The 25201-nt window shown below is 33.5% G+C and carries 19 protein-coding genes, 1 tRNA gene and 2 pseudogenes; 13 read left to right on the top strand and 9 right to left on the bottom strand.

Annotated elements, in window-relative coordinates:
- The 3 genes and pseudogenes from HRU49_RS00875 to HRU49_RS00865 form a co-directional block, all read right to left on the bottom strand.
- Window positions 1-558 (bottom strand): annotated as a pseudogene (locus HRU49_RS00875) (S41 family peptidase); the annotation flags it as partial.
- Window positions 559-626: 68 nt separating this feature from the next.
- Window positions 627-986 (bottom strand): annotated as a pseudogene (locus HRU49_RS00870) (beta-ketoacyl synthase N-terminal-like domain-containing protein); the annotation flags it as partial.
- A 12-nt stretch (window positions 987-998) separates the two neighbouring features.
- Window positions 999-1232 carry an acyl carrier protein gene (locus HRU49_RS00865; RefSeq protein ID WP_008269813.1) on the bottom strand — a complete coding sequence of 78 codons (234 nt, stop codon included), beginning with the start codon at window positions 1230-1232 and terminating at the stop codon, window positions 999-1001.
- 183 nt (window positions 1233-1415) lie between these two features.
- Here HRU49_RS00865 and purN point away from each other — a divergent pair, with 183 nt between their 5' ends.
- The 4 genes from purN to HRU49_RS00845 all read left to right on the top strand — a co-directional run bounded on the left by purN (window position 1416) and on the right by HRU49_RS00845 (window position 5566).
- A complete protein-coding gene (purN, locus tag HRU49_RS00860; protein ID WP_296353176.1) occupies window positions 1416-1982 on the top strand; it encodes a phosphoribosylglycinamide formyltransferase in 567 nt (188 codons plus the stop codon).
- Window positions 1975-2616: a ribonuclease H family protein gene (locus tag HRU49_RS00855; RefSeq protein ID WP_296353174.1), complete on the top strand. Its 642-nt coding sequence runs from the start codon at window positions 1975-1977 to the stop codon at window positions 2614-2616. The genes purN and HRU49_RS00855 overlap by 8 nt, the downstream gene beginning before the upstream one ends.
- Before the next feature lie 81 nt (window positions 2617-2697).
- Complete coding sequence (locus HRU49_RS00850) at window positions 2698-3624, top strand: PfkB family carbohydrate kinase (RefSeq protein ID WP_296353172.1); 927 nt, start codon at window positions 2698-2700, stop codon at window positions 3622-3624.
- 43 nt (window positions 3625-3667) lie between these two features.
- Complete coding sequence (locus HRU49_RS00845; RefSeq protein ID WP_296353170.1) at window positions 3668-5566, top strand: amidophosphoribosyltransferase; 1899 nt, start codon at window positions 3668-3670, stop codon at window positions 5564-5566.
- A 483-nt stretch (window positions 5567-6049) separates the two neighbouring features.
- On the opposite strand, the gene HRU49_RS00840 is transcribed toward HRU49_RS00845, so the two are convergent.
- Window positions 6050-6658: a superoxide dismutase gene (locus HRU49_RS00840; protein ID WP_296353168.1), complete on the bottom strand. Its 609-nt coding sequence runs from the start codon at window positions 6656-6658 to the stop codon at window positions 6050-6052.
- A 112-nt stretch (window positions 6659-6770) separates the two neighbouring features.
- Here HRU49_RS00840 and HRU49_RS00835 point away from each other — a divergent pair, with 112 nt between their 5' ends.
- The 5 genes from HRU49_RS00835 to HRU49_RS00815 all read left to right on the top strand — a co-directional run bounded on the left by HRU49_RS00835 (window position 6771) and on the right by HRU49_RS00815 (window position 16332).
- A complete protein-coding gene (locus HRU49_RS00835) occupies window positions 6771-9902 on the top strand; it encodes a UvrD-helicase domain-containing protein (protein ID WP_296353165.1) in 3132 nt (1043 codons plus the stop codon).
- 41 nt (window positions 9903-9943) lie between these two features.
- Window positions 9944-11137, top strand: coding sequence for a glycine C-acetyltransferase (gene kbl, locus HRU49_RS00830; RefSeq protein ID WP_296353162.1), 1194 nt, complete (start codon window positions 9944-9946; stop codon window positions 11135-11137).
- Between the two features lie 125 nt (window positions 11138-11262).
- Window positions 11263-12669 (top strand): OmpA family protein, encoded by a 1407-nt coding sequence (locus HRU49_RS00825; RefSeq protein WP_296353160.1) that lies wholly within the window; start codon window positions 11263-11265, stop codon window positions 12667-12669.
- A 64-nt stretch (window positions 12670-12733) separates the two neighbouring features.
- Entirely contained in the window at window positions 12734-15490 is a 2757-nt protein-coding gene (locus HRU49_RS00820) for a PD-(D/E)XK nuclease family protein (protein WP_296353159.1), read from the top strand.
- A 2-nt stretch (window positions 15491-15492) separates the two neighbouring features.
- Window positions 15493-16332, top strand: a complete 840-nt coding sequence (locus HRU49_RS00815; protein WP_296353156.1) for an alpha/beta hydrolase — start codon at window positions 15493-15495, stop codon at window positions 16330-16332.
- Between the two features lie 37 nt (window positions 16333-16369).
- Here the strand turns inward: HRU49_RS00815 and HRU49_RS00810 are convergent.
- Both HRU49_RS00810 and HRU49_RS00805 read right to left on the bottom strand, forming a co-directional pair.
- A tRNA-Ala gene (locus HRU49_RS00810) sits at window positions 16370-16443 on the bottom strand.
- Between the two features lie 2 nt (window positions 16444-16445).
- Window positions 16446-17243 (bottom strand): universal stress protein, encoded by a 798-nt coding sequence (locus HRU49_RS00805; RefSeq protein ID WP_296353154.1) that lies wholly within the window; start codon window positions 17241-17243, stop codon window positions 16446-16448.
- A 34-nt stretch (window positions 17244-17277) separates the two neighbouring features.
- On the opposite strand from HRU49_RS00805, the gene HRU49_RS00800 reads away from it, so the two are divergent.
- From HRU49_RS00800 to HRU49_RS00785, 4 genes are all read left to right on the top strand, one after another.
- Window positions 17278-17778, top strand: a complete 501-nt coding sequence (locus tag HRU49_RS00800) for a GNAT family N-acetyltransferase (protein WP_296353152.1) — start codon at window positions 17278-17280, stop codon at window positions 17776-17778.
- Entirely contained in the window at window positions 17775-19109 is a 1335-nt protein-coding gene (locus tag HRU49_RS00795) for an MATE family efflux transporter (protein ID WP_296353150.1), read from the top strand. Before HRU49_RS00800 ends, HRU49_RS00795 begins: the two co-directional genes overlap by 4 nt.
- A 330-nt stretch (window positions 19110-19439) precedes the next feature.
- Window positions 19440-19892 carry a 6-carboxytetrahydropterin synthase gene (locus HRU49_RS00790; protein ID WP_296353148.1) on the top strand — a complete coding sequence of 151 codons (453 nt, stop codon included), beginning with the start codon at window positions 19440-19442 and terminating at the stop codon, window positions 19890-19892.
- Window positions 19893-19902: 10 nt separating this feature from the next.
- On the top strand, window positions 19903-20655 hold the full coding sequence (locus tag HRU49_RS00785; protein ID WP_296353179.1) for a UDP-2,3-diacylglucosamine diphosphatase: 753 nt from the start codon (window positions 19903-19905) through the stop codon (window positions 20653-20655).
- Window positions 20656-20673: 18 nt separating this feature from the next.
- Here HRU49_RS00785 and HRU49_RS00780 read toward each other — a convergent pair whose 3' ends face one another.
- The 3 genes from HRU49_RS00780 to HRU49_RS00770 are packed head-to-tail and all read right to left on the bottom strand — an operon-like array spanning window position 20674 to window position 25191.
- Entirely contained in the window at window positions 20674-21930 is a 1257-nt protein-coding gene (locus HRU49_RS00780; protein ID WP_296353146.1) for an MFS transporter, read from the bottom strand.
- 4 nt (window positions 21931-21934) lie between these two features.
- Window positions 21935-23626, bottom strand: a complete 1692-nt coding sequence (gene recJ, locus HRU49_RS00775; protein ID WP_296353145.1) for a single-stranded-DNA-specific exonuclease RecJ — start codon at window positions 23624-23626, stop codon at window positions 21935-21937.
- A 2-nt stretch (window positions 23627-23628) separates the two neighbouring features.
- Complete coding sequence (locus tag HRU49_RS00770) at window positions 23629-25191, bottom strand: hypothetical protein (protein WP_296353142.1); 1563 nt, start codon at window positions 25189-25191, stop codon at window positions 23629-23631.
- Window positions 25192-25201: the final 10 nt, after the last annotated feature.

Raw genomic sequence — 25201 nt, 5'->3', positions numbered from 1 at the left:
TTTTAAAAAGCGTTTAAAGGATTTAAAATCTGTATCAGTTAATTGAAAGCTATTAATATCAATACTCGGATTATTATAGTAGTATTGGGTGGCATAATCAAAGACTAATTGTTCTTTTAAAATAGCTTTAGAAATAGGAGATAGACCGGCATGTTCTAATTCAATATCTGGTTGAACACCACCGCCATCGTAAACCGTTCTGCCATTTTTTGTTTTAAAGGCGTTGTAGTTTTCTTGCTTAATTCTAGTAGCTTTTCCATCGGTATCTCTATTCCAATAGTCTAAGGCTTGTATGCATCTACCAGAGGGTGTGTAATATCTAGAAATGGTAATTTTCATTTGCGTACCATAAGCCACGGGTTTAGGGCGTTGTACCAATCCTTTTCCAAAACTTCTAGCGCCAATCACCACAGCACGGTCCATGTCTTGGAGCGCTCCCGAAACAATTTCACTAGCCGATGCCGATCGATCATCAATTAGTACTACTACTGGAATTGTTAAATCTACCGGGTTTTGCTTAGTAAAATAGGTACGATTGTATTTTTTAATTTTCGATTTATTATACAAATTGAAAATTCTTTGTTTAATTTCCAAACAAGGATATGATAGCTCTTCCAGAATGTTTTCAACACTTCTTCTTGAAATGTTTCTAAACCACCAATTCCAGCTCCCCAAATTACTCCTACTCTATATTTATTTATCGCATCTAGATCTAATTTTGCATCTGCAATAGCCTCATCAGAGGCAACCATAGCATATTGCGAAAATTTATCCATTTGACGCGATAATTTTCTATCAATAAAGTCAGTAACTTCAAAGTTTTTTACTTCACAAGCGAACTGTGTTTTGAACTTTTCAGCATCAAAATGTGTTATAGGTGCAGCACCACTCTTTCCATTAACAAGACCACTCCAATATTCATCTTTGGTATTGCCAATAGGTGTAAGCGCTCCTAAACCAGTAACTACTACTCGCTTTAATTCCATAAAAATAAAGTCTTATTTTGCTTCTTCTATGTAAGAGATAGCTTGACCAACTGTTGCAATGTTTTCAGCTTGATCATCTGGGATTTGAATATCAAATTCTTTTTCAAACTCCATGATTAATTCTACAGTATCCAATGAATCTGCACCTAAGTCGTTAGTGAAGCTCGCTTCAGTTACAACTTCGTTTTCATCAACACCTAATTTGTCTACGATAATCGCTTTTACTCTTGATGCAATGTCTGACATAATCTTTTAATTTTAAGTTTTAATTAGGACGCAAAAATAAAAAACTTTATTTTAAAATTCATCTTTACCGATAAAATGTGCGGTTTAATAATAAATTAAGATATATGTCTTTTTGTTTTGTACCTAATTGTAAAATTTTATTCTTTTTTTTGTTTCGAATAATTGAATACGTATAGCGAAATTATGAAACGAATTGTAGTCTTTGCGTCAGGCAGTGGAAGTAATGCTGAAAACTTGATAAGATTTTTTAAAAACAGTGACAATGCATCTGTTATTCAAGTACTTACAAACAATCCTCACGCCAAAGTTCTGGACCGATGCAAGCGGTTAAATATTAGCGCTGTAGCTTTTAATAGGATTGCTTTTTCAAAATCTGATGATGTCCTTAATATTTTAAAGTCATCGCAACCAGATTTAATCGTTTTAGCTGGCTTTCTTTGGAAATTTCCTGAATTTATATTAAACGAATTTCCAAACAAAGTGATTAATATTCATCCTGCACTTTTACCTAAATACGGGGGAAAGGGTATGTATGGAATGCATGTGCACAACGCTGTTGTATCCAACAAAGAAAAAGAAACGGGGATAACTATACATTATGTAAATGAAAACTATGACGAAGGGGCAATTATTTTCCAAGCGAAGTGTGAAGTTTTCCCAACGGATAATTCTAATGATGTGGCTGCTAAAATTCATGAATTAGAAATGAATCACTTTCCTATTGTCGTTGAAAAACTGTTAAATGGCTAAGAAGAAATCCAAATATTACGTTGTTTGGAAAGGACATAAACCCGGGATCTTTGAATCTTGGGATGATTGCAAATCACAGATTAAAGATTTTAAAGGCGCAAAATACAAATCCTTCACATCTTTTGATGCCGCAAAAAAGGCCTTTAAAGAAGGGGCTAAAGACTACATAGGAAAATCCAAGACTTTTAAAAGTGAACTCTCGGAAGAGCAGCTCAAAAAAATTGGTAAACCCAATTTCAACTCAATTTCGGTGGATGCTGCTTCAAGTGGTAATCCCGGTAAGATGGAATATCGTGGAGTAGACACAAAAACAAAAACACAATTGTTTCTCCAAGGCCCCTTTGAACAAGGCACAAACAACATTGGTGAGTTTTTAGCTATTGTGCATGGTTTAGCATTTCTAAAACAAAAACGTAGCAATCGCATTATTTATACAGATTCTAAAACGGCTATAAGTTGGGTTCGCAAAAAAACATGTAATTCGAAACTCGAACGCACAGAAACAAATAAAACCCTATTTGAATTGGTTGACCGAGCAGTAAAATGGCTCAACTCTAATGATTATAATACTATAATTGTTAAGTGGGAAACAAAAGCTTGGGGAGAAATTCCTGCTGATTTTGGAAGAAAGTAGCAAGGACCGTTTTGTCACTTTTTCGTGTTTTATGAGGAATATATTTTATGTACTTTTACACCTTAATTTAAACTTTTTTTAATGGGTAAATTAGTAATTGTAGGTACCGTTGCATTTGATGCCATTGAAACGCCTTTTGGTAAAACCGATAAAATTCTTGGTGGAGCGGGAACATTCATTGGTTTAGCAGCCTCCAATTTTAATGTAGATTCTACTGTTGTATCTGTGGTAGGTGGTGATTTTCCACAAGATTATTTAGATCTCCTTGCCAATAAAAATATTGATATTTCAGGTATAGAAATCGTTAAAGATGGTAAAACCTTTTTTTGGAGTGGGAAGTATCATAATGACATGAATTCTAGAGATACTTTAGCAACAGAACTTAATGTTCTTGCTGATTTTGAACCTAAAGTTCCGAGGGATTATCAAAATGCTGACGTGGTGATGCTAGGAAATCTGCATCCATTAACGCAGATGAGTGTTTTAAATCAAATGACATCTAAGCCAAAATTGGTAGTGCTTGACACTATGAATTTCTGGATGGATTGCGCACTTGAAGACTTACATAATACCATTAAACATATTGATGTCATTACTATTAATGATGAAGAAGCGAGACAATTAACAGGTGAATATTCCCTAGTGGTTGCAGCAAAGAAAATCCATGAAATGGGCCCAAAATATGTGGTGATTAAAAAAGGGGAACATGGCGCATTACTTTTTCAAGAGGATAATGTTTTTTATGCACCTGCTCTACCTTTAAAGGAAGTATTTGATCCAACAGGTGCTGGTGATACATTTGCAGGTGGCTTTGCAGGTTATTTGGCAAAAACTGGAGATTATTCTTTTGAAAATATGAAGACTGCTGTTATCTATGGATCAACCTTAGCCTCGTTTTGTGTTGAAAAGTTTGGTACCGAACGTATGGAAAATTTATCTAAAACAGAAATACATAAACGCTTAGACCAATTTAAAAGTCTAACACAATTTGATATAGAATTAACATAAAACCAGCGCGCTCAAAATTGAGCGCGTTTTTTTATTACACAATATGAGTGATGCTTTAAAACATGAATGCGGAATAGCACTTATTAGGCTTCTAAAACCATTGGAATATTACAAAGAAAAGTACGGCAGTGCTTTCTACGGAGTCAACAAAATGTATTTGATGATGGAAAAGCAGCACAACCGCGGCCAAGACGGAGCTGGATTTGCAAGCATAAAATTGGATACTAACCCTGGGGAACGTTATATCAGTCGAGTAAGATCGGTAGAGCAACAACCAATTCAAGACATTTTCTCTCAAATTAACCATCGTATTAATTTGGAAATGAATCAAAATCCAGAATATAAAAATGATGTTACGCTTCAAAAAAAGAACATCCCATATATAGGAGAATTACTTCTTGGTCATGTACGTTATGGTACGTTTGGTAAAAATAGTGTGGAAAGTGTTCATCCATTTTTAAGGCAAAATAATTGGATGCATCGTAATTTAATTGTTGCAGGTAACTTTAACATGACTAATGTTAATGAGTTATTTAACAATCTTGTGGATCTTGGCCAACACCCAAAAGAAAAGGCTGATACAATTACAGTGATGGAAAAAATTGGTCATTTTTTAGATGATGCTGTAGGTAAAATATATAAAGATCTTAAGAAAGAAGGCTACAGTAAAAGTGAATGCTCACCTTTAATTGCTGAGCGTTTAAAAGTTGGTAAAATCTTACGTCGTGCGGCAAAAAACTGGGATGGCGGTTATGCCATGGCTGGTTTATTGGGTCATGGTGATTCCTTCGTATTAAGAGATCCTGCAGGTATACGTCCAGCCTATTATTATAAAGATGATGAAGTTGTTGTTGTAGCGTCTGAACGACCAGTGATTCAGACAGTGTTTGATGTTCCGTTTGACGAAGTTATTGAATTAAATCCTGGTCATGCAATCATTACTAAAAAGAATGGTACAACACAGATCAAACAAATTCTGGAACCTCTTGAACGAAAAGCGTGTTCATTTGAGCGTATTTATTTTTCGCGCGGTAGTGATGCCGAAATTTATGAGGAACGTAAAGAACTAGGGAGACTATTAATGCCAAAGGTTTTAGATGCCATTGCCTTTGATACAAAAAATACCGTGTTTTCTTATATACCAAACACTGCTGAAACCTCTTTCTTTGGAATGATAGATACGGTTGAGGAGCACCTAAATCAAAAAAAGACACAAGCCATCCTCAAAGGTCAACGTGCTTTATCAGCTCAGAAAGTTGAGGAGATTTTGTCTGAAAGACCACGTATTGAAAAAATTGCTATTAAAGACGTTAAATTAAGAACTTTTATTACTGAAGATAGTAGTCGAGATGATTTAGTAGCTCATGTTTATGATGTTACCTATGGTGTTATTAAGCCCACGGACAATCTTGTTATTATTGACGATAGTATTGTAAGAGGTACGACCTTGAAAAAAAGTATCATAAAAATGATGGATCGTTTGAATCCAAAGAAAATTATTGTTGTTTCGTCTGCTCCTCAAATTCGTTATCCTGACTGCTATGGTATTGACATGGCCAATCTTGAAAGTTTAGTTGCTTTTAGAGCCGCTCTTGAACTTCTTAAGGATAACAATCAATATCATATTGTTGAAGAGGTTTATAAAAAATGTATTAAGCAAGTAAATCTTAAAGATAAGAACGTCCTTAATTATGTTAAAGAAATTTACAACAACTTTACAGACGAACAAATCTCGGCTAAGATTTCGGAATTGCTCAGTGATAAAGATGTCAACGCAGAAGTTAAAATAATTTTTCAGCCAGTTGAGAACCTCCACAAAGCCTGTCCAAAAAATTTAGGAGATTGGTATTTTACAGGCAATTATCCAACTGACGGCGGTAATAGGGTAGTTAATAGAGCATTTATTAATTTCTTTGAAGGGAATAAAGAACGTGCTTACTAAATAATCACAATTGATTTACGGTTAATCCGAAAAATTACGTACTTCACCTAAGAATCATGCATTTCATCTAATATAATGTACTGTTTTAACAAATAAAATTTACATTGGTGATACCATAACATAAGTAGGTTAAGTTCATGGTAGATTTGGGGCAAAAAAAGGTGAACTCTGTTCACCTTTTTTTATGCACCATATTAAAGTAATACTTTATGTAAAGCTTCTATTCACTAATCGATTTTATTTTCAAAAGATTTCTAATGCCAGAGGATTCTTCGCTTAGACTAATATATAGGTCGTTTATCCAATAAATTAAAATATTAAATATAGGTCCTCCTATATTTGACTCACCATAACATAAGTAGGTTAAGTTTATGGTAGATTTGGGGCAAAAAAGGTGAACTCTCTGTTCACCTTTTTTCATTTAAAAACATTAAAAAATCCAAGCCATATGGACTTGGATTTTTCTTTTCTATTTTTTGATACTTATTTTGCTTGAGCATATCTCCGCTCTACTTCATTCCAATTAATGACCTTGAAAAACGCCTCAATATAATCTGGTCTTCTATTTTGGTAATTTAAGTAATAGGCGTGCTCCCACACATCTAACCCTAAAATTGGAGTACCCCCACAAGATACGCCTGGCATTAATGGATTATCTTGGTTTGGTGTTGAACACACCTCAACCTTACCTCCTTTATGAACACATAACCAAGCCCAACCTGATCCAAACTGTGTAGCCGCAGCTTTTGAGAATGCTTCAATAAAAGCATCTTTAGATCCAAACTCAGCTTCAATAGCATCTTTTAACTCACCTGAAAGATATCCTCTATCTTCTGGGTTAAGCACATCCCAAAATAAAGAATGGTTATAAAATCCACCCCCGTTATTTCTAACTCCTGAATTACTCATGTCTAGATTAGTTAGAATGTCTTCAATTGATTTACCTTCTAAATTGGTTCCTTCAATTGCCGCATTTAATTTTGTTGTATACCCGTTATGATGCTTAGAATGGTGTATCTCCATTGTTCTTGCATCAATATGTGGTACTAAAGCGTCATATGCATAGTTTAATTTTGGTAATTCAAAAGCCATAATATTTATGTTTTAAATGTTAGTATTTCTATTTTAACAAATTTACGGTTTTGATAATAAGATGTTCTAAATAAATTATTAAGATTCCCTATTTTGGTATAAAATTTATCTTTTGGGAGATTCTTCATTCAAAATTTACAATGCATCAGCCGGAAGTGGTAAAACCTACAACCTTGCCAAGTCTTACATTAAAATTTTGGTCAAAGCACAAAACTATGATCAATTTAAATCCATATTGGCAATTACTTTTACCAATAAGGCTGTTGGTGAAATGAAAACAAGAATTATAGATATGCTTCGGCAATTCTCCAGCGACAAAAATCTTACAGAACCACATACAATGTTCATAGACATTTGTCAAGAATTATCCATTAAGCCTACACACCTAAAAAATAAATCAAAGCACATCTTAAAACATATCATCCATAACTACGGTGCTTTTGATATTTCCACAATTGACGGTTTTACACATCGAATTATAAGAACCTTTGCTCATGATCTAAACCTACCGGTGAATTTTGAGGTAGAACTAGATCAAAATCGTTTATTAAATGAAGCTGTAGATAAACTCATTTCTAAAGCTGGTGATGACGAAGCTTTAACCAAAAGCCTAATCGATTTTGCATTTGATAAAACAGATGAAGATAAAAGCTGGGACATTAGTTATGATTTTAACAAAATTGCAAAGCTTTTGGTGAGTGAAAATGATATTGAAGCTATTGACAATTTAAAAACCAAAACCCTAAATGACTTTAATAATTTAAAAGATGTTCTATTTAGTTCCATCAATTCGTTGGAGAAAAACATTAGTATAATCGGATTAAATGCATTAACCTTAATTGAAGAGTGCGGTTTACAATTTAATGACTTTAACAGAAAGTCTTTGCCTAATCATTTTAAACAACTAAAAGAAAAAAACTTCAAACTAAATTTTGAAGCGAGTTGGCAAAATGATCTGTTAAATAACAATACGCTTTATCCAAAGCGAGTTACAGAAACCATCGCTGAAACTATTGACAGTATTCAACCTCAATTATCCAAACTATTTCAATCTTCGAGAAATTTAGTGTTTGAGTTAAAATTGAAGAAAGGATTTTATAAAAATGTCATCCCTCTTTCAGTTTTAAATTCTATAACAAAGGAACTTAACACTTTAAAAGAAGAGCAAAATAAAATGCTTATTTCAGAATTTAATAAAATAATAAGTAAAGAAATTAAAAATCAACCTACACCTTTTATTTATGAACGTTTAGGTGAAAAATTTAAGCACTATTTTGTTGATGAATTTCAGGATACTTCAAGGTTACAATGGGAAAATCTTATTCCTCTTTTCGACAACACATTATCTGCGTCAAATGGAACAGCTATGCTAGTTGGAGATGCAAAACAAGCCATTTATAGATGGCGCGGTGGAGAAGCAGAACAGTTTATTGGCCTATACAATAGGTCATCTAATCCATTTCAAATAGCACCAGACGTTATTTCATTGAACTCAAATTATAGAAGTGCAAAACAAATTATTAAGTTCAATAATAGCTTCTTTAAATTTTTGAGTCAAAATTACTTTTCTGATGGTAATTATGCTGATCTCTATGAAAATGGAGAGCAAAATGCTATTCGTAATACTAATGGCTATGTTAATCTAGATTTCATAGATGCTACAGTTGATGATGATGAGGCATTATTATATTGTGAGAAGGCTTATGAAACAATTATTAATTGCTTAAGCAGAGGATATGAACTTAATGATATTTGTATTCTTGTAAGAAAGCGTAAAGAAGGTGTTGCTATCGCAGATTACCTGAGTCAAAAAAATCTAAAAATAACCTCTTCTGAAACATTACTTGTTTCAAACTCTCCAAAAGTAAACCTATTAGATACAACGCTGAAATTATTAGTTCAAGAAGATAATGATAACCTAAAGATTGAAATCCTTTCTGCATTAGCTGAACTAAACGATATAAAGGATAAACATGCATTTTTTACAAGCCATTTAGATTCAAATACAGACAAATTCTTTGAAGGATTAGAGTCCTTGAATGTGTTTATAAATAAAACACAACTTATTAGTTTGCCTCTATATGATCTCGTTGAAGAACTTATAAGGTCATTTAAACTCAATAAAGAGTCTGATGCTTACATTCAATTTTATCTAGATTTTATTTTAGAATTCACCCAAAAACAAAATGCAGATCTAAGTTCTTTTTTGAAATTTTTTGACACTAAAAAAGATAGTCTAAGCATTATCTCATCGCAGAATTTAAATGCTGTAGAAATTATGACTATTCATAAAAGTAAGGGTTTAGAATTCCCAGTTGTTATTTTTCCGTTTGCAGACCTTAACATCTATAAAGAACTCGAGCCAAAGATTTGGTTTCCCATAGAAAGAGAAAAATTCAATGATTTTGAGATTTTACTGCTCAATTACAGTAAAGACGTCGTTCAATTCGGAGAAATTGGAGAACGTATTTTTAGAGAACACCAATCTCAATTAGAATTGGATAATATAAATCTCTTGTATGTGGCATTAACGAGACCTGAGGATGAACTTCACATAATATCAAAAAAGGACTTTGACTCAAAAGGCAATGTAAAAGACAACACCTATTCCGGAATGTTAATCTCTTATTTGCAAAGTCTAGATCAATGGTCTGACCAAAGACTTAGCTATAATTTTGGTGAACCAGAATCCAAACCATCTAAAGCCGAACAAGAGGATTTTATACCTAAAGAGTTGCCACTTTTATCTATACCAAAAGAAGACCATAATTTAAATATCATAACTAAATCAGGTCAGTTATGGGATACAAAGCAAGAAATAGCAATAGAACGAGGCAATAAAGTACATTTAATTCTTTCAAAAATTAAATACCAGGAAGACTTAGATTTTGCCTTTAATGACTTGATCAGTTCAGGTGAAATTGTTTATGATGAAAAAGAAAATTTACAAAAGTTAGTGTTAGAGGTTATTAACCATCCAATGCTGCAAACATATTATGTTCAAGGTTCTGAAGTGTATAACGAACGAGATATCATTACCGATTCTGGTTTACTTTTTAGACCTGACCGTTTAAATATTATAAACGATAATGCCATAATTATTGACTATAAGACCGGGATCCCAAAATCATCACATGAATCACAGTTAGACGAATATTCTACTGTTATAAGTATGATGGACTTAAAGGTTACTCATAAATATTTGGTTTATATAAATGATACTATTAAGGTCATTGAAGTCTAACTTATTGATGGTATCTTTACCAAATAATTAACACCATAACTATGTACGGCAATATAAAATCGCATTTACAACAAGAAATAGAAGCTATAAAAGAGGCTGGACTTTTTAAAGAGGAGCGCATTATAACATCACCTCAAGATGCAGAAATTACATTAAATACTGGAGAAAAGGTATTAAATTTCTGCGCTAACAACTATCTTGGCTTATCCTCTCATCCTGAGGTTATTAAAGCCGCAAAAAACACTTTAGACTCCCATGGCTTTGGCATGTCATCCGTTCGTTTTATTTGTGGCACACAGGATATCCACAAAGAACTGGAGCAAAAAATCGCTGATTTTTATGGCACCGAAGATACAATTCTTTATGCGGCAGCTTTTGACGCTAATGGGGGAGTTTTTGAACCCTTACTTACTAAAGAAGATGCTATAATTTCAGACGCACTTAATCATGCTTCCATAATTGATGGTGTTAGACTTTGTAAAGCCGCCAGGTATCGTTACCGAAATAATGATATGGCCGACTTAGAAAAACAGCTCATTGCAGCGAATGAAAATGGTGCTAGATTTAAAATCATAGTTACAGATGGTGTTTTTTCAATGGATGGTCTTGTTGCCCCATTAGATAAAATTTGTGATTTGGCAGATAAATATGATGCCTTAGTCATGATAGACGAATGTCACGCTACTGGATTTATAGGTGAAACGGGTATTGGAACTTTAGAAGAAAAAGGTGTACTTGGAAGAATTGATATTATTACGGGTACTCTTGGCAAGGCCATGGGAGGTGCTATGGGAGGTTACACAACTGCTAAAAAAGAAATTATTGAAATTTTACGTCAAAGATCGAGACCATACTTGTTTTCAAATTCTTTAGCACCTGCAATAGTAGGTGCCAGTATTAAGGTTTTTGATATGCTCAAAAACGATACCTCACTGAGAGACAAAGTTGATTGGAATACCAAATATTTTAAGAAAGGTATGAGAGAGGCTGGGTTTGATATAATTGATGGAGATTCAGCGATTGTTCCTGTAATGTTATATGATGCAAAGCTATCTCAAACTATGGCTAAGATGCTACTTGATGAAGGTGTCTACGTGATAGGGTTTTTCTATCCTGTAGTTCCTAAAGAAAAAGCGAGAATTCGAGTACAATTATCTGCAGCTCATAGTAAAGACCAATTGGACAAAGCCATTAATGCATTTGTTAAAGTTGGTAAAAAACTACAATTGATATAAAAACCTTAGAAAGTCACTATTATAGGGCGTTATAACAATATTTTTATATATTTGTCTTTGTTAATAACATTTAACAACTTACATTTGCTAACAATTAACACTTAAAAAATTAAATTAATTAGAATATGAAAAATCTTAGCAGATTACTTTTTGTCGCAGTGCTTCTTATGAGTTTCAGCACTACGCATGGTCAAGACAAGAACAATCCATGGGCTGTTTCTATCGGTGTCAATGCAGTCGACCCATATCCTGTTGGGGAGGATGCACCTCAAGGAGAATATTTTGACGAATTTTTTAATGTAGAAGATCATTGGAATATCTATCCATCACTTTCTACTATCTCTCTTTCAAGATATCTCAGCGATGGTTTTATTTTTACTGCTACTGGTTCTGTTAATAAAATAGACAAGTTTGGTACAAATTTAAATCCTGACGGATCTGAAGCTGGCACAAACACAGTTGGTGATTTAACTTATTATGCTCTTGACGGTACAATTTCATATAGTTTCATGAATGCTATTAATTCTAATAAAATTGATCCTTATTTAGGTATCGGTGGTGGTTATACCTGGTTAGATGATATCGGCGCAGGTACATTCAATGGTACATTAGGTATCAAATATTGGATCACTAAAAAATTAGGTGTTGATTTCAATACAAGATATAAACATGCTTTCGAGGATTATCTGCCTAAGCATTTCCAACATTCGTTAGGTGTTACATTTAAATTTGGTGGTGTTGATACGGATAACGATGGTATTTATGACCAAGACGATGCTTGTCCAGAAGAAGCTGGTTTAGAAATTTTCAACGGATGTCCGGATTCTGACAACGATGGTATCCAAGATTCTAAAGATGACTGTCCTAATACTGCTGGTTTAGCTGAATTTAATGGATGCCCAGATAGCGATGGTGATGGAGTTATAGATAACGACGATAAGTGTCCTACTGTAGCTGGTCTGAAATCTTTAATGGGTTGTCCAGATGCAGACGGTGACGGTGTTGCTGACGTTGATGATAACTGTCCTAACGAGGCTGGACCTGCTGCCAATAGTGGTTGCCCTTGGCCAGATACTGATGGAGACGGTGTTTTAGATAAAGATGATAAATGTCCTAACGAAGCTGGTGAAGCTGAATTAGATGGATGTCCAAGACAAGCACCTAGCCCAGCCGTTATGAAAACATTAAACGATTACGCTAAGACTATTTTATTTAACACAGGTAAATCTTCAATTAAGGGTGAGTCTGAGCAAGTAGTTGATAATATCATTGCAATTCTTAAGGAATATCCAAAGTCTAGATTCTCTATAGACGGTCATACAGATAGTGTAGGTTCTAAGAAAACAAACCAGTTGTTATCTGAAAGAAGAGCTAATGCAGTTAGAGATTATTTAATTGCTAATGGAATTGCTGCAGACCGATTAGAATCAAAAGGGTATGGTGAAGAAAAGCCAATTGCAGACAATAAAACAAGAGATGGAAGAAAAAGCAACAGACGTGTTGAAGTAATTCTATTAAATCCGCAGAATTAAATAAACATTTATATAAATTGACTAAAAACGTCCCGTATTTCGGGGCGTTTTTTATTTTTATAAAATGGAAAGTTTTATAAAGCAGGTATTATACGATCTCCAAAAAAAAGGACTACCACTCCAAGATTTATGCTTTATTCTGCCAAGTAAACGGGCAAAAATATTCTTAAAACATAAGCTAGCTTCTGTTCTAAAGTCTCCTATTTTATCCCCAACAATTCTCAGTATTGAAGAGTTGGTAGAAGACCTATCAGGACTTAAGGCGCTTCATAATTCAGAACTATTATTTAGACTATATACAACTTATTCTACTCATACTGATAATTTAGAAATAGAACCCTTTGACTCTTTTATAAAATGGGCTCAGATATTACTGCAAGACTTTAACGAGATTGACAGATATCTGGTAAATCAAACTGATATATTCAATTATTTAGGAGCTATAAAAGAATTGGACCACTGGTCCTTAGAATCTAACCAAACTAACTTAATTAAATCGCATTTAAAATTCTGGAAGCAATTAGGAAACTACTACAACGCATTTACAGAAGAATTAATTGGTAACAAAGAAGGCTATCAAGGACTAATCTATAGGGAGGCTGCAAACAACCTTGAGTATTACATCGAAACTAATTCTAATAGAAAACACATATTTCTTGGATTTAATGCTTTAAATAAATCCGAGTCTCAGATTATCCAAGGCTTGCTTCAAAGTGATATTGCTCATATCTATTGGGACATCGATCAGACGTTCGTAAATGACGTTATTCATGATGCCGGACATTTTGCAAGACAGCACCGATCACAGTGGAAATATTTTAATACTAACCCTTTCAATTGGATTACCTCGCACTATTCAAATAAGAAAAAGATTCAGACTATTGGCATACCCAAATTAGTTGGGCAAGCCAAGTATATTGGCCATATACTTAAGGGTTTAAAGGAAGAACGTTCAGACCTATCAAAAGTAGCTGTGGTTTTAGGAGAGGAAAATCTTTTAGTGCCTGTTTTAAATTCTATTCCTAAAAGTATCAGTCAAGTTAATGTAACAATGGGATTACCATTAAAGTTTGTACCTCTTGCATCATTATTTAATTTACTTTTCCATATTCATCGACACAATACTGCTCAATATTATCATGAAGATGTTGTCGATTTACTTTCTCACCCTTCAATCTATAGACTCTTTGAGTCAAACTCAGGCAATGGGGCTAAACACATTATTACAAGTATTCAAAAATATAACTTTACCTATTTAAATCTAGACCAATTAAAATCACTAGTTGATGATATTCATTTCAATTTCTTGCATGAGTTATTTGAATCCTGGACCGACAATCCCAAATTTGCTCTTAATCAATGTTTAAAACTAATTAAGCGTATAAAAACAAAGCTAAATCAGGAGAAGAGTAATTTGGAGTTAGAATATTTATTTAGATTTTATAAATTATTTAATCAGTTAACAGAACTTAGCTCTAAATACAAGCAACAATTAAAGTCTATTAAAATATTAGAAGGTCTATTCAACGAATTATTAACTTCAGAAACTTTAGACTTTCAAGGTGAACCTCTTGATGGGTTACAAATAATGGGAATGTTAGAATCGCGAGTATTAGATTTTGAAACCGTAATAATTAGTTCGGTTAATGAAGGCATACTTCCTTCAGGTAAAACTAATAATTCCTTTATCCCTTATGACGTTAAGTTACAAAATGGATTGCCAACATATAAAGAAAAAGACGCTGTCTACACCTACCATTTTTTTCGACTCCTTCAGCGTGCTAAAAATATTTATATACTTTATAATACAGAAATTAATGCACTTAAAGGAGGTGAAAAAAGTAGATTTATTACACAGTTAGAAATTGAAGGCATACATACAATTGAACAGGTTATTGCAGCGCCTAAAGTCCCTATAATTGAACATAAACTAAAGCAAGTGTCGAAAAATCAAACTGCCTTAGAGCAACTTAAGACTATTGCTGCTAAAGGATTTTCACCGTCGTCTTTAACAAACTACATTCGAAATCCTATAGACTTTTATTATGACAAAGTACTGGGTGTTAAAGAGTTTGAAGGTGTTGAAGAAAATATTGCAGCAAATACGCTAGGCTCGATTATTCATAACACCTTGGAGGATTTATATAAACCCGTGGAAGGCCATTTTTTAACTATAGCTTTACTTAAAGCGTTTAAATCTAAGGTTAGAAGTACCGTTTATAAACACTTTAAACTTTTATATAGGGAAGGAGATTTTTCAAAAGGAAAAAACCTCATCGTTTTTGAGATTGCCCAACGGTACATTCATAACTTTTTAGACCTAGAAATAAAATCCCTTAACTCAGGAAATACCATTAAAATTTTAGCTATTGAAGTTGATGAATCTATCCCTATTAAAATTAAAAATATTAACTTCCCAATTGTCTTAAAAGGAAAAGTAGACCGCATTGATCAGTTAAATGGCGTAACTAGGGTTATTGATTATAAGTCAGGAAAGGTAGAACAAAATAAAGTCGAAATAATCAATTGGGAAGATATCACAACTGACTACGATAAATACAGTAAATCGTTTCAGATACTCTGCTATGCGTATATGATGTATGTCAATAGTAAGATAGAATTACCCATTGAAGCAGGAATTATTTCATTTAAAAATCTTAATTCGGGTTTTCTGAAATTTGGAACAAAACCCTCAACCTACAGCAAGAAAAAAGATCAAACACTTTCCATTGATACAATTAAGGCTTTTGAAGTTGAGTTAAAGCAACTTATCTTAGAAATATTGGATCCGAATATTGACTTTACCGAAAAAGAACGCTAATCATGATTATTAATAAAAATAGTATCCTTAATCGTAAAGGAAAGAAATCCATACTAGTTGATACATTTTATAAAGAAGACGTGCCGAATCAGCCCATAGTTCTATTTTGTCATGGTTATAAGGGATTTAAAGATTGGGGAGCTTGGGATTTAATGGGTAAAAAAATTGCTGAAGCTGGAAATTGTTTTGTCAAATTCAACTTTTCACACAATGGAGGTACTATTGAAAATCCCATAGATTTTCCAGATCTTGAAGCCTTTGGAAATAACAATTATTCTATAGAGCTAGATGATTTAAATGATGTTATTTCTTGGGTTATAGCGCATTTTATAACTCATCCTAAAATTGATTGTTCTCAGATTACTTTAATAGGGCACAGTAGAGGTGGTGGGATAACAATATTAAAGGCCTCAGAAGATAATAGGGTCACCAAATTAATAACCTTAGCTAGTGTTTCTGATTTTGAGAAGCGCACAGTAACAACTAGTGACCTTGACGAATGGAAAGCTAAAGGGGTAAAATATGTTATTAATGGAAGAACCAAACAACAAATGCCTCATTATTATCAGTTCTATGAAGATTTTATAGCAAATAAAGAACGGTTTCACATAGCATCTGCTGAAAAACGATTGGATATACCACACTTAATTATTCATGGTGATAATGATACATCGATTTCTATGGACGAAGCCTATGCTTTACATCAATGGAATCCCAATAGTAAGCTTGTAATAATCGACGGAGCAGATCATGTTTTTAATGTAAAACATCCTTGGACTTCAAACCAATTGTCCTCAGAACTGGATATAGTTGTTGAATCTATAATAACTTTCGTTAAATAAAAATACCTAAGTGTAGACTTAGGTATTTCTATTAAAGTGGAGCATATCGGATTCGAACCGATGACCTCTACGCTGCCAGCGTAGCGCTCTAGCCAGCTGAGCTAATGCCCCAATTATTTTAAACCACTTAAAACTAAAACAGGAATTGTTGAGCTGTGGAAATCCTTCTTTAAAATCACGTCTTCTTCCCAAAGTTTAGAGAAGAATCCTCGTTTACGTCTAACAACACATAATAAATCTGGACTATGATTTTTATAGTGCTCTAAAACAGCATGAAAGGTTGTTGGGCATTCTGCAATTGTAGTATTCGTAATGATGCTCTGTAACTCGTCATTAAGTTCAAAATCTTCCTCAATATATTGCTTCGTCTTAACCAAGAGAATATTAACAACAGCCTTAAAATGATCCTTAATTGCAGTTAAGGGTCTCAAGACACCTTCCCTTTTAATAATAGCAGATTTTAAAGCGATTAAAATTTTAACTATCGGCCTGTAAGTGGACCCTTCAGGGACTATGAGAGCAGGAATCTGAGTACGCTTTATTATCTTCCCTGACGTTTTACCCAAATACACGTCGTCTTTTACAGAATTTGTTCTTGGCTCAAGAATAATAAGGTCCACATCCAAAGCATGAGACACTTTCTCTATGGTATCAACAAGTTTACCCTTAAAAGTTTTCGTAATAAGGTCAACACCTTTAGTATCTATAGAGGCTACATGATTATCTAAAAACTTTTTAGATTCACGCTCAATAATATGATCTACTTTAATCATTGTTCCTGCTTTGGTATAAACATTATATATTTGAACTACATATAATTTAGCCCCAAATGCTTTTGCAAAATCCACAGCATACTGCAAATGGGACTTTGCATTATTTGACGACCCAACAGGAACTAATATTGTTTTCATCTCTATAAATTTGAAACAAAAGTACACATTATAAATGATTCGAAAAGGTAATTTGAAAGATATAGACGCCATCATGGTAATGATTAAGGCTTGTGCTAAAGCAATGATTACCAATGACATTTATCAATGGAATGAACATTACCCAAACCCTAAAGCCTTTGTTAATGATGTAAAACGTGCTGAGCTCTATGTTTTAATTAAAGATGAAACATTAATAGGTACCATCGTGATTTCAACGTACATGGACAAGGAATACATACCTGTTAAATGGTTAACCCAAAATGACAATAATATCTACATCCATCGCTTAGCGGTTCACCCAAAGTTTCAGGGCTCTGGTCATGCACAACAGCTCATGAGTTTTGCCGAAAACTACGCTCTAGAAAATTACTATAACTCTATACGATTAGACACCTTTTCACAGAACAAAAGAAATCAAAAGTTTTACGAACTTCGCGGCTATAAACGATTGGGTGATATTTATTTTCCGAAACAAAGTGAATTCCCTTTTCATTGCTATGAATTAGTCCTTTGAGTACAACAATTACTTTAAAACAAATTAATAACCTGGCTATACCAGCCTTAATCTCTGGTGTATCTGAACCTATATTGTCTCTAACTGATGCAGCAATAATTGGTAATATGGATTATAATGCCACAGCATCTTTGGCTGCTGTTGGTATCGTAACCACATTTATGTCAATGCTAATTTGGGTTTTGGGTCAAACACGTAGTGCCATCTCTTCGATTGTATCGCAATATTTAGGAGCTGATAAATTAAGTGAAGTTAAAAATCTACCTGCACAAGCAATTTTTCTAATTACCTCACTAAGTATTATTATTATTCTGGTAACTTATCCTTTTTCATCGCAGATTTTTAAACTATATAATGCATCAGGTGTAATTTTAACTTACAGTGTGGACTATTACCAAATTAGAGTATTTGGATTTCCATTTACACTTTTTACTATAGCTGTATTTGGAACCTTTAGAGGTCTTCAAAACACTTATCATCCAATGCTCATAGCTATTACAGGTGCTTTAGCTAATATAGTTTTAGATATCATTTTTGTGTATGGTATTCCGGACATTATTCCTGCTATGCATATTCAAGGAGCAGCATATGCTAGTGTAGTTGCACAAATAATTATGGCCTTTATCGCTGCATATTTCATCATTAAAAAAACAAATATTCCTTTATTAGTTAAGTTTCCATTTAATCCGGAGATAAAGCGCTTTATTTTAATGATTATGAATTTATTCATAAGGACAATTGCCTTAAATATTGCTTTGTATTTTGGAACTAGCTTTGCAACAAAGTATGGTGCAACCTACATTGCTGCCTATACTATAGCTATTAATCTATGGTTTTTAGGGGCTTTTTTAATAGATGGGTACGCTAGTGCAGGTAATATTCTTTCAGGAAAACTACTTGGTGCAAAGAAGTATGAATTACTAATAGATCTGAGCAAAAAACTTATTAAATATGGAATCTTTGTAGGTATAATTATTGGATTTTTGGGGGCGATCCTGTATTTCCCAATTGGTCAAATATTTACAGACGATAAAACTGTACTCAAAGAGTTTTATAAGGTTTTTTGGATAATTTTATTGATGCAACCTTTATGTGCTTTGGCCTTCATATTTGACGGAGTCTTTAAAGGCCTAGGTAAAATGGAATATCTCAGAAATGTGCTACTATTTTCAACCTTATTGGTGTTTATTCCTGTAATTTATGTAATGGATTATTTTAGTTATAAGCTCATTGGAATTTTCATTGCATTTACACTTTGGATTGTAGCCCGTGGATTGCCACTAATCATAAAATTCAGAAAAACTTTTAAACCACTTGTACAAAAGACTTAAATTTGAGCGCGCAAAAAATTTAGTGATCAAGTAAATACGTATTACATTTGCGCCATGTTTGCATTGATTAAATTATTTCAATAAGTTCATAGCAAAGAAAAGCTTACGGAAGCTCCTAATAATAGTTAGAGTATTGGAATATCTATGGGTATGTTATTGCCCTTTGTGGTTTTGGTAATCTTTGCTCACGTAATATTGAGATATTATAAAAACAGAATAAAAGACGAATAAGATGGATGTTTTAAATTTTCTAGGAGGTAACGGATTGTTTCTTATTCTAGGTGTAGTCCTTGTTGTTGTCTATTTCTATAATCGAAACAAAAGACGATAATGAGTAACATAAGAATTACAAAGCAATTTTCTTTTGAAGCTGGTCATGCACTTTATGGGTACGACGGTAAATGTAAAAACCTTCACGGCCATAGTTATCATTTGTTTGTTACAGTGATAGGTGTTCCAATTACAGATACTGCAAATGTTAAATTTGGAATGGTAATTGATTTTGGAGATTTAAAAAAGATTGTTAAAGAAGAAATTGTAGATGTATTTGATCATACAATGATCTTTAATAAAAACACACCACATATAGATTTGGCTAATGATCTAAAGGAGCAGGGCCATAATATTATTTTAACGAATTATCAACCAACAACTGAAATGATGGTAATAGACTTTGCTGCAAAGATTAAAAGTCGATTACCAGAAAATATAAAACTTCATTCTATAAAACTCCAAGAAACCGCTACCAGCTTTGCAGAATGGTATGCGTCTGATAATGAATAGTAATCACCACATAGTTTTGTCTGAAGGCAAAAAAGTATACTTTGCCTCAGATAATCATTTAGGCGCACCAACTCCTAAAGAATCTCTACCACGTGAAAAAAAGTTTGTGGCTTGGTTAGACGCCATTAAAGACGATGCCGCTGCCATATTTCTTATCGGTGATTTGTTCGATTTTTGGTTCGAATATAAAACTGTCGTTCCAAAAGGATTTACGCGTACTTTAGGTAAACTTGCTGAAATTGTAGATTCAGGAATTCCTGTCTATTATTTTGTTGGAAATCACGATTTATGGATGAATGGTTATTTTGAAAAGGAGCTAGGGATTCCTGTGTTTTTCAAACCTCAAGATTTTACTATTGGCAATGCCTCATTCTTTATAGGTCATGGAGATGGCCTTGGTCCTGGAGACAAAGGCTATAAGCGAATGAAAAAGGTATTTACAAATCCATTCTTTAAGTGGCTTTTTAGATGGCTGCATCCAGATATAGGTGTTAAAATTGCTCAATATTTATCTGTAAAAAATAAACTGATATCTGGTGATGATGATGCCAAATTTTTAGGAGAGGAAAATGAATGGCTAGCCATATACAGTAAAAAGAAACTCTGTGAAAAACATCGCGATTATTTTGTTTTTGGTCATAGACATCTCCCTTTAGAAATTACCCTAAATGAAAAATCAAACTACATTAACTTAGGAGATTGGATTCAATACTATACCTATGGAGTTTTTGATGGAAAAGTTTTAGAGTTAAAGAAAAATTAATCACTCTTTTGCTTCCGCTTAATTCGCTTCAACATCTTGCTGTAAGTCCAGCTCTCGTAAAGATTTATTTTTTGCACCAATAATTAGTACTACGATTAATGTTACTGTTCCACCAAGCATAACAGCAAGCGGAGCACCAAATATCTTTGCCGCTACACCACTTTCAACAGCTCCAAGTTCATTAGAAGATCCAACAAACATTGAATTTACAGCACCTACACGTCCACGCATTTCATCTGGAGTTTTTAATTGCAGTATGGTTTGGCGAACCACCATAGAAATACCATCAAAAACACCAGCTATAAATATTGCTACCACACTAAGCCAGAATAATTTAGATGCCCCAAAAACAATCATGCAAAGACCAAAACCAAACACTGCCACTAATAGTTTCTTTCCTGTATTTTTGGTTATTGGTATATAAGTCGTTGCTAACATTGTTAAAATACTACCCAAGGAGAGTGATGCATTTAAAATACTTAGTCCTCTAGGTCCATTTTCAAAAATATCTTTAGCAAATACTGTAAAAATCGCCACTGCGCCACCAAATAGTACAGCAATCATATCTAAAGTCAAAGCACCTAAAATAACCTTATCATTAAATACAAAGCTTACACCTGTTATTAAACTCTCTTTAACGGATTCTTTGATCTCCTTGTTTAAGATCGACTTTTTCTTTATGAAAAAAACTAATACCAGCGCAAACATTACCAACAAAAAGACTACACCTAATGTAGAATGTACACCAATCCAAGCAATTAAAAAACCACTAGATAACGACCCTAAAACCGCTGCACCCTTCCAAGTGCTGCTACTCCAGGTTGCAGCATTAGGATATATTTTTTTGGGAACCAATAGGGCAATCAATGAAAAAATAGTTGGTCCGAAAAAGGATCTTAGAACACCACCAAAGAACACCAAACCGTATATACTGAATAAAATAGTGTTCGTTTCCCAAGACGATTCAATCGTTTCAGAGGTTAACCAAAATAGACCAAAGCTAATCAAGGAAAATAATGCTATACATATAGCAAATAAATTTCGCTTCTCTTTTTGATCCACAATATGCCCTGCAAAAGGAGCTAAAAAAAACGCTGGTAGAAATTCACAAGCACCAATAATCGCCAAACTCAATTTATCATTAGTAAGATCATAGACTTGCCATTCAATTACTAAAAATTGCATGGACCATGCAGAAACCAATGCAAAACGTAATAGTAAAAAGATATTAAATTCTTTAAACCGTAATGCTGCGTATGGATCTACTTTTGCCAAGTAATTATGCTTTAATGTCTTTTAATTTTAATTGTAAACTTACAGAACCATTCCATTGATTTTCATCAATCGTATAGGCAATATCAAAAGGCTTTCTGTTTCTAATAAGATCTATTTTATCCCCTAAACCAAATCCTATTGCAACAAGCTTATCATTGAACGATTGTGTTGCTGTAAATCTAATATGTTTATCGTCTTCACCAACGCATTTTCCCCATCCAGTATCTGTAACTCCTTGAGTCATAAACACAGGAGTCATATTTCCTGGGCCAAAAGGAGCAAATTGACGAATTATTCTATAAAGTTTGTGATCTATTTGCTGTAATCCAATAGTTAAGTCAATTTTAAGTTCTGGAGTCAACAGTTTTTTATCTATTGTTTCCTTGACAACACCTTCAAATTTTGCTTTAAATGCGTCATAATTTTCTGGCAATATTGTCAATCCTGCCGCATATTTATGTCCGCCAAATTGAACGATAAAATCACTACAAGCTTCAAGCGCATTATATACATCAAAACCCTTAACTGAACGTGCTGATGCAGCCAATTTGTCACCGCTTTTTGTAAAAACTAATGTGGGTCTATAGTAGGTTTCAGTTAATCTAGAGGCAACAATGCCTATAACACCCTTATGCCAGTCTTTGTTGTATACGACCGTTGTAAACCCTTTTTGCTCTTTATTTTCTTTAATTTGAAGTAAGGCTTCTTCTGTTATAATCCGATCCGTTTCACGTCTATCCGTATTAAATTGGTCTATATCCAATGCATATTCTGCAGCAAGATTAAAATCTTGCTCCGTTAAAAGAGTCACAGCATGATTACCATGTTTCATTCTGCCGGCAGCATTTATGCGCGGTGCTATTATGAAGACCACATCTATAATGGATAACTCTTCTTTCTTAATCTCAGTAATAATAGCCTTAATGCCAGGCCTAGGATTAGAATTAATAACCTGTAACCCAAAATATGTCAATGCTCTATTCTCGCCCGTTATTGGTACGATATCTGCACCTATAGCAGTGGCTACTAAATCTAAATATTCTACTAAATCTTCAGCTGTTTGACCTTGTTTCACTGCTAAGGCTGTAATTAGTTTAAAACCAACTCCACAACCACATAGTTCTTTATAGGGGTAGTCACAATCATTCCTTTTAGGGTCTAATACGGCAACCGCTTCAGGCAATGTATCACCTGGTCTGTGATGATCGCAAATAATAAAATCAATACCCTTGTCTTTAGCATAGGTCACTTTTTCAATTGCTTTAACACCACAATCTAAGGCGATAATTAAACTAAAGTCATTATCATCAGCAAAGTCTATTCCTTTAAAAGAAACACCATACCCTTCATCATAACGATCTGGAACATATGTTGCGACAGATTTTACCCTTGTCTTTAAATATGAAGACACTAAAGCAACAGCAGTAGATCCATCGACATCATAATCACCATAAACCAAGATATTTTCTTTTAATTCTATGGCCTTTTCGATTCTATTAACAGCCATATCCATATCCCTCATTAAAAAAGGATCGTGTAAATCATTAAAACTTGGTCTAAAAAATGTTTTTGCAGCTTCATAAGTTTCAATACCACGTTGTAACAAAAGCATGGCCACAGTATCATCTACTTGAAGTGCTTTTTTTAAAGCTTCAATTTTTGAAATCTCAGGTTTAGGTTTCAGCGTCCAACGCATATCTATAGTTTTCTAGCATTATTTTGAGACAAGATGTATTTTTTCTGAATTATTTTTTGAACCGTGCAATTTTCGATCTTACTTTCTAACCATGAAATAATATCTAAATATAGGAATGCTCGTCGTTCGTACGGATGATCTTCATAAACTTTTAATTGATCTAGCAGCGCTTTAAATGCCTTTTTCAGGTCTTGCGGATAGATATCTTGCAGCCCGCGGATAAACTTTATCATTTCCTTTTGCACTTCGTACAAGTCATTCATTTTAATCAAAAACTTATACGTGCTGCGGAGTAATGCTTCCAGATGATAATCTAATCCTGCTTCATAATGAGCAACCAGATTGAGGACTCTCGAAAAACAAAGTAGGTCTTCACGCATAGATAGGGACTTGTTAGAAATTATCTTACCTAAGTATTCGATGGACTTTTTATTATATCCAGCTCCAAAATAAAGACTCGCAAATTTGTAATAGAAAATCATTTTATGATGCGGATCAATTCGACTTTCATATTTTGAAAGTTGCTTTTCAATATCAGGTATTAAAGCTAACCCTTCATCAAAACTACCATCAATAAAATGTTGATTTATGCTATGGAAGTTTGTGTAAAGAAAAATGAGTGCAGCTACATTTTCATCCTTTATAAAATTAGAATCTGAAACCGTAGCATTTAACTCATTGAGTTTCTTAACAAACTTATCCTTGCTCTTTAGGAAGAAAATTGACTCAAGTAAATAGTTATTCCCTTTTAAGAAAAACACAGGATTTAAATTGATCATGTTTGGATATTGATAGAAAAGATCTACCCATTTTGAAGCATATCTATAGCAATTCAAAAAATCCTGCAGTAAAAAATTATACCATAAATGGGCTTTATAATACCAAAGCTTCTCTCTAAAACCAATTTTTTTATTGTTTAACTTAGGAAGTCTATCGTTGAAGTATTCCTTAATAACCTTTCCTTCTTTTTCATTTTTAACATACCCTGTTTTAAGAATAATGCTATACAGCTGTAGGGAAAGATTAGAAAGTTTACTTGCAATGACATTTTGAGCACTTAAATCTCGAGCTTGAATTGCCAATTCATCAGCTCTAGTACTGATACTTCTTGTGATATACTGTGACTCAATAATTTTCTCCAATTCAACAATTTCGAAAGCCATATTTTTCTCTTCATTGGCTATAGCCAACTCCTTTGCTTTGTCTAAAATTTTTAGGCTTTGTTTGTATAATCCCTTATGGTATAATATAGATGCAAAGTCGAGTTGTTCCCTAATTTGAGATCTTATATTCTGATGCGAGGGATTAAGCTTAAGGCTAATTAAAATCTGTTTATACAAATGCGCTTTTACATTTGCCAATTGCTGCTTTTTTATGATTTTGCTTTGTAAAATTGCTTGCTCATTATAAGTCTTTGCTTTATCGAGAAGATTAAAGAGATTAAGAAATTTTGAATTAGCATTTACACCCAAGCGACCAACATAAAGTTTAAACTGTCTTTTCTCTGATTTGGTCAGTGATTTAACGAGTGAAAATAAGTTGTCTTTTTGGTCCTTAGTTGTCAACGGAAATATC

Origin of the sequence: Winogradskyella sp. (genome assembly GCF_013213975.1) — a bacterium.
Classification (GTDB): domain Bacteria; phylum Bacteroidota; class Bacteroidia; order Flavobacteriales; family Flavobacteriaceae; genus Winogradskyella.
The sequence above is the reverse complement of the archived record's forward strand: the minus strand, read 5'-3'. Positions and strand labels throughout refer to the sequence as shown.

Excerpts from the sequence above, each read along its gene's own strand:
- HRU49_RS00865 (WP_008269813.1), bottom strand. The coding sequence starts at position 1,232 with ATGTCAGACATTGCATCAAGAGTAAAAGCGATTATCGTAGACAAATTA.
- purN (WP_296353176.1), top strand. The coding sequence starts at position 1,416 with ATGAAACGAATTGTAGTCTTTGCGTCAGGCAGTGGAAGTAATGCTGAA.
- HRU49_RS00855 (WP_296353174.1), top strand. The coding sequence starts at position 1,975 with ATGGCTAAGAAGAAATCCAAATATTACGTTGTTTGGAAAGGACATAAA.
- HRU49_RS00850 (WP_296353172.1), top strand. The coding sequence starts at position 2,698 with ATGGGTAAATTAGTAATTGTAGGTACCGTTGCATTTGATGCCATTGAA.
- HRU49_RS00845 (WP_296353170.1), top strand. The coding sequence starts at position 3,668 with ATGAGTGATGCTTTAAAACATGAATGCGGAATAGCACTTATTAGGCTT.
- HRU49_RS00840 (WP_296353168.1), bottom strand. The coding sequence starts at position 6,658 with ATGGCTTTTGAATTACCAAAATTAAACTATGCATATGACGCTTTAGTA.
- kbl (WP_296353162.1), top strand. The coding sequence starts at position 9,944 with ATGTACGGCAATATAAAATCGCATTTACAACAAGAAATAGAAGCTATA.
- HRU49_RS00825 (WP_296353160.1), top strand. The coding sequence starts at position 11,263 with ATGAAAAATCTTAGCAGATTACTTTTTGTCGCAGTGCTTCTTATGAGT.
- HRU49_RS00820 (WP_296353159.1), top strand. The coding sequence starts at position 12,734 with ATGGAAAGTTTTATAAAGCAGGTATTATACGATCTCCAAAAAAAAGGA.
- HRU49_RS00815 (WP_296353156.1), top strand. The coding sequence starts at position 15,493 with ATGATTATTAATAAAAATAGTATCCTTAATCGTAAAGGAAAGAAATCC.
- HRU49_RS00805 (WP_296353154.1), bottom strand. The coding sequence starts at position 17,243 with ATGAAAACAATATTAGTTCCTGTTGGGTCGTCAAATAATGCAAAGTCC.
- HRU49_RS00800 (WP_296353152.1), top strand. The coding sequence starts at position 17,278 with ATGATTCGAAAAGGTAATTTGAAAGATATAGACGCCATCATGGTAATG.
- HRU49_RS00790 (WP_296353148.1), top strand. The coding sequence starts at position 19,440 with ATGAGTAACATAAGAATTACAAAGCAATTTTCTTTTGAAGCTGGTCAT.
- recJ (WP_296353145.1), bottom strand. The coding sequence starts at position 23,626 with ATGCGTTGGACGCTGAAACCTAAACCTGAGATTTCAAAAATTGAAGCT.